This is a genomic window from Nostoc sp. (assembly GCF_036916975.1).
Lineage (GTDB): Bacteria > Cyanobacteriota > Cyanobacteriia > Cyanobacteriales > Nostocaceae > Nostoc.
In genome coordinates, this window is record NZ_JBALFF010000014.1 from 39,088 (window position 1) to 51,672 (window position 12,585).

The following is a 12,585-nucleotide window of genomic DNA, read 5'->3' on the forward strand; positions in this document are numbered from 1 at the left end:
TTTAAGAAGAACGCCAATTCTCTATTTGTAAGCTAGGTACTCTTTGAAATTCTCGAACATTAGATGTTACAACAATATGATTGTGAGTTAGTGCTGTTGCTGCAATCAATACATCATAAGAACCGATAGGAGTACCTGCTGTTTTCAAAATACTTCTAATTTTGGCAGCAAGTTCTGCTTCTTCCACACCAAAAGGTAAAATTGTAATCGAACCTAATAATGCTTCAATCAATGATTTAATTTTAAAGGCACGTTGGGGATTGATTGCTAATCCATACTTTATCTCCATTACTGTTAAGGAGGAAATAAAAATATCTATGGGAGTAGCAGACTTTAATAGATTGAGAGTATTTTTTTCTCCCTTGACAAAATCACTAATTACGCAGGTATCGAGTAAATACCCCATCATTACAACTGGATTTCGTTAGGTGGTAGCAGTTCGTCTCGGTAGGACTCAAAAATAATACTTTCTACTACACCTTGATGTTGCATAATCGTTTCTGGCCAAGTCATGGGTTTTGTTTCTAAGAAAGTAACAAAGACTCTGCTTTCAGTAATACCTTGTGGTGTTTGGGCTAGTTCAATTTTGCCGTTTTTATAAATTCCTTCAATGGTTCGTAGCATTGTTGTTTACCTCCTATCTAATTTTTAAATGTAGTTCCAGTTTAGAACATCCGAGTTCTCAGGGTAAGCGATCGCTTTTTATTTACCATAATTTACCTTGGGATCTTAGATATTGCTGTTCTGAGTTTAAAGTACCGAGTTCTCAGGGTAAGCGATCGCGCTTCACTTAGCATAATTAAGGAAGTTATACCCTCGCAATTTGTAGAATTAAAAAAATAATTATTACAAACATTTGGGTTTTTTAAGTAAAAACACTAGATTAAGCTATAATTACCTCCGTATTTTATGGAAAATAGTAAAAAATATAATATAGTAATACCACTTAAATTTGGTAAGTATACTGATAAGCAAAACCTTATCTGGCAAACTTTCTATCAACTTGATTTTTCAAAAATAAAATAGGATTACTATAGAAAAATTAAGCGTATCCTGAAATTTAGAAAGGTTACTTATATGGTAAAAGGGGAGTCTTTATTTAGTATTCAAGAAATTAGCCCAGATTCCAAGTATCTGGAAACTATAATGCGTTTAGGAGATGCCAATTCCAAATGCTTTCAAAAATACTACGAAAATTCCCCAACTGGTTTTGCTATTTTCTTTAGAAAACCATTCAGTTTTGATTCACCAATTAAACTTAAACAGTTAAGAGAAGAATGGTCAGATTTTCGACCGCCACAATGTTATCATTACTTAAAAGACAGAGAAATAAATCTTGTTCAATCTATAGCAAAATGTGATATTTTAAAATTATCAGAAAAACTTAAAGTTTATCAAACAGAATTACTACCTCAAAGCTAAATATTTATATAAAAAAATCAATATTTTAATCCCTAATTTTATGTTGTTATATATATTTTATACTTCCTGGGCTGCTAATTACAAACAAACGACTTGAGAAAAATCACACATCGCGCTAGTCTTCATTGACGTAACCGCACAATGTAACATTAGGCGATGACAAATCAACTCTCTTTGAAAATTCCCTCTTGCACTTGGAGCCGTCCCATCGGCTTAGGCTGGGACAAACCTTATACCGTCCGCTACGCAAGTAATATCGATGATGGCCCTTGGCATGGTATGCCTTTGGGTGGCTTTGGTGCAGGTTGCATCGGTCGTTCTTCACGGGGAGACTTTAACCTGTGGCACATCGATGGCGGTGAACATACCTTCAAAAATGTTCCCGCTTGTCAATTCAGTGTGTTTGAATCCAATAGCACATCTTCCCAAGCCTACGCTTTATCTACGCAAGCGCCCGATGATGGCACTCTCAAAGCTTGGCAATGGTATCCAACAACTCCCGGTACACAAGGGACGGGAAATTATCACGCGCTATACCCACGTAGCTGGTTTGTGTATGAAAATGTATTTCAAGCACAGTTGACTTGTGAGCAGTTTTCCCCAGTTTGGGCAGGTAATTACCAAGAAACTAGCTACCCTGTGGCAATATTCCTCTGGAATGCCCACAACCCAACAGATGCAGCGATTACTCTGGGCATTATGCTGACTTGGCAAAATATGGTGGGCTGGTTTAGAAACGCTCTAAAATCTCCCGAAGTGCGGGTGCGCGATGATGGTAGTCCGGTTTACGAATACCAACCACGCTGGGGCGAAAGTCAAGGAAACTACAACCAAATAGTTGAAAATACACAACAGTTTGGCTGTGTTTTAGGTCGGGTTGGTAGTGATGTGCAAGAAGGTGACGGAACTTGGTGTATTGCGACGCTAAAACATCCCCAGGTGGAAGTATTTCACCACACGCGATGGAATCCTGAAGGTACGGGTGATGAGGTGTGGCAAAGCTTTGCTAAAGATGGTTCTTTACCTAATTATCTAGATACCACAGCAACAGAGAATACACAATTAGGGGCTGCGATGGCACTCCGTTTCACTCTCCAACCAGGCGAAACTCTCGAAATCCCCTTTGTCCTCGCTTGGGATTTGCCGATTACAGAATTTGCCGCCGGGGTTAATTATTACCGCAGATATACAGACTTTTTTAGTAAAAGTGGAAACAACGCTTGGGCGATCGCATCGACTGCACTACAAGAATACCAAAGCTGGCGATCGCAAATTCAAAGTTGGCAAAAACCGATTCTCGACCGGGAAGATTTACCCAACTGGTTTAAAATGGCTCTATTTAATGAGCTTTACGACCTCACTAGCGGCGGTACTCTCTGGAGTGCAGCATCAGAACTTGACCCCATCGGTCAGTTTGCGGTGCTAGAGTGCTTAGATTACCGTTGGTATGAAAGTCTAGATGTGCGGTTATACGGCTCTTTTGCCCTACTGATGCTGTTTCCAGAATTAGAAAAATCGGTAATGAGGGCATTTGCCAGGGCGATTCCTCAAGGTGATGATACACCCCGGATAATTGGCTATTACATGACAATTAAAGCAGAAAGCCCGATCGCAGTTCGCAAAGTTGCAGGTGCAACACCCCACGATTTAGGCGCACCAAATGAACACGTTTGGCAGAAAACCAACTACACCAGCTATCAAGACTGCAATTTGTGGAAAGATTTGAGTAGTGATTTTGTCTTGCAAGTATACCGTGATTTTCTGCTCACAGGTGCTGACGATGTAGAATTCTTAGCAGATTGTTGGAATGCGATCGTTCAAACCCTCGACTACCTGAAAACTTTTGACCTTGATGGCGATGGGATTCCCGAAAATTCTGGTGCGCCTGACCAAACCTTTGATGATTGGCGGTTACAGGGTGTCAGCGCCTATTGTGGGGGGTTATGGTTAGCGGCCCTGGAGGCTGCGATCGCAATTAGCGATATTTTATTAACTTACCAGACAGGTAACACAGCATTGGCGGCGCAAAAATCCACTTATGAAACTTGGTTACAACAATCTCTTCCTATCTACCAAGAAAAACTTTGGAATGGGCAATATTACAAACTTGACAGTGAAAGTGGTTCTGATGTGGTAATGGCAGATCAATTGTGCGGACAGTTTTATGCTCGTCTGCTCGACTTACCAGATATTGTACCAAGCGATCGCGCTCTCTCTGCCCTAAAAACTGTTTATGATGCCTGCTTTTTGAAATTCTGCAATGGTGAGTTTGGTGCTGCTAATGGTGTTCGTCCTGACGGTTCACCAGAAAACCCCAAAGCTACTCATCCCCTAGAAGTTTGGACAGGGATAAACTTTGGGTTAGCGGCTTTTCTTGTGCAAATGGGAATGAAAGATGAAGCGTTTAAGTTGACGCAAGCTGTAGTCCAGCAAATTTATGACAACGGTCTGCAATTTCGTACCCCTGAAGCTATCACCGCAGCTGGTACTTTCCGCGCTAGCACATACTTACGAGCAATGGCAATTTGGGGAATTTATTTAGTTATTAATTAATTTACCATCAAAGCGGTTCTCATTTTGATGCAACAAACGTAGAGGCGCACAGCTATCATGCGTGTCAACTCAACGTGAAAGCCAATCTAGAACAAGCTTTTAAGTAAGTCGGTCAAATTAAATATAAAACCTCCCTCTCGCCTCCCTCTCGCCTCCCTCTCCAAAATATCGGAGAGGGATTGAGGGTGAGGTTTTATCTTAGGGACTTCCAACAAATAAATTACCCAATCTTGTGGGGTATTTTTTTATTTGTCAGTCCCTTGTATTTAATTAAGCTTACCTACTTATAGCAATACGCTTAGGTTAAGCATTCTCTCTGTGTCCTCTGCGCCTAGAAAGGTTCGTTAAAAAAATTGACTTTGACAAACAGTATTAACCTTAACCCAAGCGGATTAATCTTTATCTGAGAAAGCAGAGTTTAGATTTGTGATTGTATTTTCCGAGTGTTTCCGGAAGCGAAGGAAAATTTCAGTAATGGTAAGAGTTGAAGCATTGAGAATTCAAGACTACTCTATGCCGATTTATATCTTTGTTTTAAACCAAAGTATCCTTGTTGAGCAAGGTACTGATTGCCAACTCATAAAATTGGTAGTTTTTACTAGCATTTAGCCCAACTGCCACAGCATCCGTAATCTCAACTTTATAAAACTTTTAAAGATTAAGACACATATAAGACTGCGATTTTATTGTTAAAATCCACGTAGGGTGTGTTAGCGATCGCGCAACGCACCAAAATATTATAATGGTGCGTTACGCTCCGTTAACACACCCTACAAGACTACTTTTGTGCAAAAACAATTTATGATTTTTATAAAAATTCCTGCTGAATAAACTTAACAACATTATATGTTAGTTAACTTTATCTCTCTCACTAAACTTCCTAATATTCTACCTACTTAATCTGCTACATATTTTTTAATAAAAGTATCTTACTACAGGGATTTTATTTAAGTGCTGATAATTAAAAGTATAGTAATCCTATTTAAGTTGTGAAAAATATAGATTAGGAAACGAACCGCTAAAGAAAGAAGAAAGAGAGATATAATTTTCACGAATGATTTAAGTAAGTAGGCGCAAATAATCATCACTGGCTCGTAGTTGCGCTTTAGCGCAAAACAGCTCAATTACGAGCCAAATACAGAGATTTTACTTATCGTTACATAGTTTGGTTTTATCTTGCCTACCTACTTAGGACTGCTATAGCTATTTTTATTATCGCTAAGAAGTATTTTTTTAACTAGGCTATCTATCATTAGGAACTGAAAAATAAAAAAATATTCAATTATTTTTGGATAATTTATCTCTTGGAGTTCCCTTACTAGCTGATAATCATGAAATAATTCACGATCGGTTTACAGTGATTTTATTTAGATAAGCTAAAGTATTATTTCTTGTTAATCAAGAAATATAAGGATAATAAATATAATTCTCTAATTTAACTTATTAAGAAACTATGTTGGCTGCCATAGCAGCGAACGTTTTTTATTATTTAAATTTTACTATTTTTCTAAGTTGTTTTACTTCATAGTTAATGGTAGTATTTTCTAGTGACTCGACAATAATAAAGGCTTTAAATTGAGATTGTATGGGGGGTCAGACCCCTCATGAATTAGCAAAGGAGGACAAAATTCAAAGTTGCACAATCCGCAAGTACGTATCGAAATACATTCAGTAAATTTAGCTTAAAAATCTACTAATTTAGTAGATGACATTAACGACAAAAAATAGTATAAATACGAATGGCGTTGTTAAAGCTCAAAGATAAATAAATTTTTACTCCTACTCAAAAAAATATGGAAACTTGCCGGAAAATGCTTAATTAAGCAGTAGTAAGAAATACAGGCGTTTTAACAGAGAAAGTTTATTGAATTAGGAGTTGAGAAAGTTTCAGAGGACAAAACTGCATCTACCAAGTGCTACGCCGAGACTTTTGTCTTACCAGTAAAATGAGAAGACAAAAGATAAATTTTTACCTTTGACTTACTAACAAGTTATAAGCACAGTTTCCTCAATTCATCGGAGGGAATCTGGATAGTTAGAACCGAGCAACCAACAAACTTGATTAAAAACTTGATTGTTTTTAATCAAACGTTAGTTCATGAAAAAAATCATCAGGTCAAATGCAGTCGAAACCTCAAGCCAAGGGGACAGTTCAAAAATGAATCTATATAATTTGTATCCCTACTACAAGCTAGCTCTTGCCACAACTAGTTTACTAGGGAGTTATCAGCCAAAATTACTAAAATGCTCAATAGCGCCAAGGTAAAGCTTAAACAGCAGAGAAGTTTCAGCCTGTATCTTTACCATTTAAAGCTACGAGAGACAATCAGAGTTTGGGAAAATTATGTAAGCGTCTGTTGATTGATACATTTTTATCCCTCGTCAACATCCAATACCACCAAATTGCTGATAATTACCTGAAAGCGATTTGTAACCCTCAATTGAAACATCAACAATCGCAGAAATTGAACTAGTTTACTTCATCCAAGATAACTAAACACTATGATGAATCAAGACATTGCTGGTATTAGTAGTAACTTAGATACAACAGTCAAGGCTCAACAATTTGACAAAGTAGTTGAAGCAATTATTGCTGGAAAGTACTCCTGGGCATGTGTTTTAATGCTACGTTTTGCTGGTTATAATCCTCTCCATTACATTCCGTACCGTACCTACAATCGATTGCTCAAAGAAAATCAAGCCAACAGAACCAAACAACAGCAAAGTGAAAATCTAAAAATGCTGAAAGATTCAAGACCTGCTTATCTTGAAGTGGTTGGAAAGTAAAAAACAGAAATCCGTGGTGGTAGTTTAGACCAGAGATTGGGACAGCCAATTAACGAACATCAATCAAGAAAAGCGCCATTAAAAGCAGAAGGTAGCCAAGATATTTCCTTGAAACGCTGTGGAGTGAATTAAAAACAATTTGGAATCCAGAGATTCTGCCCTAGAGTTGATTGAGTGTTTGAGAGCCTACTATGCTAATTGAAAATTTTTAGCATGGTAGGTTTTCTATAGCAGTGATTAAAATAATTCGTAATTCGTAATTCGTAATTCGTAATTCGTCAATTTTGTTTTGTAATGAAGAGTGCTGTTGTGGGGACGGTTTCCGACTCGCATTACAACGTGCGATTTAACCCCAATCGCATTACTTACCGGTTTTAGAACCGGGGGACTTAAACCCAGGGAACTAGTTAATTTGATATTTTTTTGCAAAAATCTGCCAAAATGGCAAATATATACTGACGCTATTGATAAACTAATAACAACTACAACTTAAACAAAAATAGAGGTGATTGGCGGCAAACAGGTTAATTTTAATAAATAAAATCAATGATTAGTTCTGACTATGAAATCAATCAAACTGATTACAAAAATAGTCAGCATTTGATGGAGTAAATAACTCCTATACCAAGACCAACGATACAACCGTTGCTACTGGTGGTTCTTTTTCTGAGGAAGTTTCAGCAAAGAGAATTTGGGGAGGTGGATTCCCCCAATCCAAATTTTACACAGCTTTCATCGACTACAGACGATGGGAGCAATGCTAATAAAACTTTCTATCCTGTGGTTGGTGTTGCATTAGTTAAATATTGCAAACGCTTAACACCAATAACAAGAACAGAAACAGAAAAGTTACGGTAAAATCGTTGTCGTGGCTGGTAGAACTAATAGGTCATACGCTTCTCTTTCGACTATTGTAATCCTAGTCCTCCCAAGCTGGATTATCTCTGCTTTCTAAAATTTCAATTTATATAGCAACAACTGGAAGTTCCAAATTTGAATAGCTTCCAGTTTTTTTATATGTAAATAAAAATAGGGTGGACAATTTGCCCACCCTACTTTTTGTAGAGAATAATTAATCCAAAAATGAATTAAACCTTAGCTAATTCTGGAGTAGCACTCTTGCTGTTACGAATTGATGTAATAGCCTCAGCATAATCCTTAGCATTAAATACAGCTGAACCGGCGACAATTGCATTAGCTCCTGCTTCCAAAACTTGCCAGGTATTATTTGCCTTGAGTCCTCCATCGACTTCAATCCAAGGGTCAAGACCGCGTTCATCACACATTTGACGCAGCTTGCGGATTTTAGGTAATACACCAGGGATAAAGCTTTGACCACCAAAACCAGGGTTGACGCTCATAATTAGTACTAAATCGCACAAATCTAGAACGTATTCAATTAGCTCTAGAGGGCTACCAGGATTAAGTACAACTCCAGCTTTCTTACCAAGCTCTTTAATTTGTCCCAAGGTGCGGTGCAGGTGTGGGGAAGCATTATGTTCGCAGTGTACAGAAATAATATCAGCACCTGCCTTAGCAAATCCCTCTACATATTTTTCTGGTTCCACAATCATCAAGTGGACATCCAGTGGCTTGGTCGTAATCGGACGAATCGCCTCCACAATCAGAGGGCCTATTGTAATATTAGGTACAAAACGACCGTCCATGACATCAACATGAATCCAATCGGCTCCAGCCGCGTCTACCGCGCGAATTTCATCACCCAGACGACTAAAATCGGCTGATAGGATAGATGGAGAAATGACAATGGGTTTTTGAGATAGTTTTTGGGTCATGGCTAGTGGGTTTTTAAGCGTCCTCGTCTGTAAGCATTGTAACAAAACATTGAGCAAGACTCATAATTTTGATCCCGGCTTTTTTGGGAATGGGGAAGTGGGGAGTGGGGGAGATGGGGGAGATGAGGGAGATGAGGGAGATTGGGGAGAATAATAACTCCCAACTTCAAACTCCAAACTCCAAACTCCAAACTCCAAACTCCAAACTCCAAACTCCAAACTCCTAACTCCTAACTCCTAACTCTTGACAAATAACTCCTAACTCTTGACAAATAACTCCTAACTCTTGACAAATAACTCTTGACAAATAACAAATGACTAAAAAAGTAACCTGGATAATTTGGGGATTAAGTGCTTCTTGTCTGAGTGTGCCGGTAATTGCTTCGGTTTTAGAATCTCCTTTAGGAACTAATGGCATTGATGCTCTGAGGCTACACAAAGCTCCTTATAATTTAATCGGTCGCAAGATTGCTATTGGTCAAGTGGAAATTGGCAGACCGGGAATGTTTGGGTGGGATAAGGCGGTGTCTAAAAATCGCGCTATATCTTTAGCTGGGGTGTTCTTACGCAATGGGCCAGCTAAATCAAATAGTGGTGTTGACCCCCACGCTTACAATGTCGCTGGGATGATGGTGAGTCAAGACAAAGCTTTGCCCGGAGTTGCTCCCGGAGCGCGACTGTATTCGTCTGCGGTGGGTTCTACTAAAAATATGGGTCAGTCAGAAGAGTGCTTATCTGCCCAGCACATAGCCCGACAAAATGGTGGGGATGTCCGGGCTATTAACTTTAGCTTTGGTGAACCTTTGAGCCGCGATCCTAGACCAGACGCTACTTTAGATGGCAATGCTTTACTAACTTTATGTGTTGACTGGTCTAGTCGCGTTGATGATGTTTTGTATGCGATCGCAGGTAATCAAGGTAAGGGGGGTATTCCTATTCCTACAGATAATTTTAACGGAATAAATGTGGCTTTTTCATCCCGCCGAGGGGGAGTTTTTAATAAAGTAGATGTGGCTAATCTGGCGGGTGCTAACCAAGGAGTGAGCGGAAGGCTAGCTGGAAAGGAATTTAATCTTGGTGAGCGTCGTGCTATCGGTTTAGTTGCTCCTGGAAATAACATTCCTTTGCTCAATCCAGATGGCACCGTGAACAAGGTTACAGGTACCAGTTTTGCAGCGCCTCAAGTTACTGCTAGTGTTGCTCTGTTGCAAGAATTTGCTGACCGACAGATACGGACAAAACAACCACACTGGAGCATTGATGCTCGCCATCATCAAGTAATGAAAGCTGTATTGCTCAATTCAGCAGACAAAATCCAAGATAGGGGTGATGGCTTGCTGTTGGGAATGAGCCGGACATTAATTGATAAACAAAATCAAAGCTGGCTAGATTCTGATGCTTATAAAGATCCAAAAATTCCCTTGGATGCCCAAATGGGAGCGGGTCATTTAAATGTATTTCGCGCTTATCAACAATTTAGTAGTGGTCAATGGCAGCCATCAACGGCTGTACCTGCTATTGGTTGGGATTATCGCACAGTCAATGCTGGAGCGTCTGTTGATTATATATTAGCAAAACCCTTAAAGGAGGGGAGTTTTGTTGCTATTACTCTGAGTTGGGATCGATTGGTAGAACTCAACGATAAAAATAAAAACCAGCAATATGATGTAGGCGAAAGCTTCCGCGATCGCGGTTTGAATAATCTCGACCTATACTTAGTAAAAGCTAATGCTCAAAATTCCGATCCTGGTGTCGTTTGCTCCTCAATCAGCCAAATCGATAGTGTACAACATATTTTCTGCCCCGTTGCGGCGGCTGGCAATTACAAAATCCGCGTCCAGTTTAGTCAAAAGTTAAATGAAATGACTCAACCCTATAGTTTAGCTTGGTGGACTGTACCTATCAATTAAAATAAGGTAAGTAAGTGGGCGCAAATAATCATCACTGGCTCGTAGTTGTGCTTTAGCGCTAAAGCGCAACTACGAGCAAAATACAGAGATTTTACTTTTCGTTACATAGTTTGGTTTTATATTGCCTACCTACTTAGCACAACTGTTATCTGTGTCAACTTACCCCGGATTTATCACCACACTCCCCGTCAGGGGTAGCACAGCCGTGTGTCCCTACAAAAGCTTGGTATTTCGTCAACTAAAAAGCGTGATTTTATCTTTAAAAACCAAGAGCGCTGGTTATTTTGTGATTAGGTAGTTTACAATACTTTTATACATAAATAGTAAAATTCTTAAAAAAAATTTTTAGAATTCGTCTGTATGTCCGCCCCAATTAGGAATTAGCAACTCTAATAAACCTTATCTAATTTGAGAACCGTAGTTTTCACCCTCTCCCTAAATCCCTCTCCCAAATTTGGGAGAGGGAGTTTGAAATTCTGGCTTTGCGAATCCCAAATCTGGGATTCGGGGTTGGGGGATAAGGGCAAATCCTTTTCATCATGGAAGAACTATAGGTTTCAAGATAGAAGTGGCTTAATTTGTGTTTAATTCCTCTGAGCTACTAACTTGCTGTTACAGAAACTGTAACAGTCACCTTTTTCTATTGGAGCAAATGCAATAGTTAATCATTGACACAGTGTCTGCGTCAACCATAATCACAGTTCGGGAATCTTTGGCAAGTGAGGTGGTAAGATGAATCCGCAGAAATATAATAGTATGAGAGAAAATTTCATGCAAAGACGTTACGGTGTTAGTCTGGGCAGACGCTATGCTATGGCAGCCGCAAGTGTTGTTCTATGCAGTGTATTAGGCTATTCTCAAATCGATAGTAATAAAAGCGCTCTTGCCCAATCTGGTTTACCTCAGCCAGAAACTCCATTGCAAAAAAAAACACTCAAGACTGATACCAAAATTGTTGACTCTAGCAATAAGTTTGGCTTCAAACTGTTTTCAGAAGTTCTGAAAAAGGATAATGGTCAGAACAATGTTTTTATCTCACCTTCGAGTGTGGCGATCGCTTTAGCTATGACCTACAACGGCGCTAGCGGCACGACTCAACTAGCGATCGCAAAAACTCTCGAATTACAAGGGCTGACTCTACCAGAAATTAACTCCTCTTACAAGGCGGCATTAAAGCAGCTTTTAGACAATTCTGATCCAAAAGTGCAACTGAAGATTGCTAACTCACTTTGGGCAAATCAAAATTTTACCTTTAAGCCAGACTTTATCCAGAGAACGCAGGATTTCTATCAAGCAAAGGTCAGCAATTTAAATTTTCAAGATCCGGCAGCGCCTAGTATTATCAATAACTGGGTAAAAGATAATACTAATGGCAAAATCGATCAGATAATTGGAAAAATTGAACCAAGTCAGGTGTTGTTTTTAATTAATGCCATATATTTCAAAGGAAAATGGAGCAAAGAATTTGATAAAAGTCAAACTGCTCAATACCCTTTTTATACTACACCTGGCAATCCAAAACAACAGCTGATGATGTCACAAAATGGTGACTATAGATATTATGAAAGCAAACAGTTTCAGGCAGTTAGTTTACCTTACGGCAAAGATGGTAAATTCAGCTTTTATATTTTCCTGCCAAAACAGAACTCTAACCTGAAAGCTTTTTATCAAAACTTGAATCTTGATAACTGGGATAAATGGATGACTCAGTTCAGCAAACAAAAAGGGTTTATTCGTTTACCTCGCTTTAAAAGTGAGTATGATGTTACTCTCAATGATGCTTTAAAAACTTTAGGCATGGAAGAGGCTTTTAGCAGCAAAGCCAATTTTTCTGGCATGGGTAAAAATCTTAGCATCAGCGAAGTTAAGCATAAAACTTTTGTTGAAGTAAACGAAGAAGGAACCGAAGCGGCTGCGGTTACTTCAGTGGGAATAGTCGCAACAGCTTTGAGAGAAGAACCAGAACCATTCCAAATGATAGTTGATCGTCCCTTCTTCTGCGCCATTAGGGATAATCAGACAGGAAGGGTTTTGTTTATGGGTTCTATCATTGACCCACAGTAAAAAATTTAAAATTTTTTCATTTTGAATTTTGAGAAAAATCGCAGCGGCGGCTT

Annotated in this window: 7 protein-coding genes and 1 pseudogene; 5 read left to right on the forward strand and 3 right to left on the reverse strand. The window is 38.9% G+C overall.

Annotation, left to right across the window (positions count from 1 at the left end):
- Window position 1: 1 nt before the first annotated feature.
- Entirely contained in the window at window positions 2–409 is a 408-nt protein-coding gene (locus tag V7K73_RS03020) for a type II toxin-antitoxin system VapC family toxin (RefSeq protein ID WP_334877003.1), read from the reverse strand.
- Window positions 409–624: a hypothetical protein gene (locus tag V7K73_RS03025; protein ID WP_334877005.1), complete on the reverse strand. Its 216-nt coding sequence runs from the start codon at window positions 622–624 to the stop codon at window positions 409–411. Before V7K73_RS03025 ends, V7K73_RS03020 begins: the two co-directional genes overlap by 1 nt.
- Before the next feature lie 453 nt (window positions 625–1,077).
- On the opposite strand from V7K73_RS03025, the gene V7K73_RS03030 reads away from it, so the two are divergent.
- From V7K73_RS03030 to V7K73_RS03040, 3 genes and pseudogenes are all read left to right on the forward strand, one after another.
- Entirely contained in the window at window positions 1,078–1,422 is a 345-nt protein-coding gene (locus tag V7K73_RS03030; protein WP_334877007.1) for a hypothetical protein, read from the forward strand.
- Between the two features lie 156 nt (window positions 1,423–1,578).
- The gene (locus V7K73_RS03035; RefSeq protein WP_334877009.1) at window positions 1,579–3,975 is read left to right on the forward strand and encodes a GH116 family glycosyl hydrolase; all 2,397 of its coding nucleotides are present in this window, start codon (window positions 1,579–1,581) and stop codon (window positions 3,973–3,975) included.
- A 2,505-nt stretch (window positions 3,976–6,480) separates the two neighbouring features.
- Window positions 6,481–6,894: pseudogene (locus tag V7K73_RS03040) on the forward strand (HetP family heterocyst commitment protein).
- Between the two features lie 956 nt (window positions 6,895–7,850).
- Here the strand turns inward: V7K73_RS03040 and rpe are convergent.
- Complete coding sequence (gene rpe / locus V7K73_RS03045) at window positions 7,851–8,558, reverse strand: ribulose-phosphate 3-epimerase (RefSeq protein ID WP_334877013.1); 708 nt, start codon at window positions 8,556–8,558, stop codon at window positions 7,851–7,853.
- A 314-nt stretch (window positions 8,559–8,872) separates the two neighbouring features.
- On the opposite strand from rpe, the gene V7K73_RS03050 reads away from it, so the two are divergent.
- Together V7K73_RS03050 and V7K73_RS03055 are read left to right on the forward strand one after the other, a co-directional pair.
- Entirely contained in the window at window positions 8,873–10,468 is a 1,596-nt protein-coding gene (locus V7K73_RS03050; RefSeq protein WP_334877015.1) for a S8 family serine peptidase, read from the forward strand.
- 732 nt (window positions 10,469–11,200) lie between these two features.
- Window positions 11,201–12,532, forward strand: coding sequence for a serpin family protein (locus V7K73_RS03055; protein ID WP_334877017.1), 1,332 nt, complete (start codon window positions 11,201–11,203; stop codon window positions 12,530–12,532).
- Window positions 12,533–12,585: the final 53 nt, after the last annotated feature.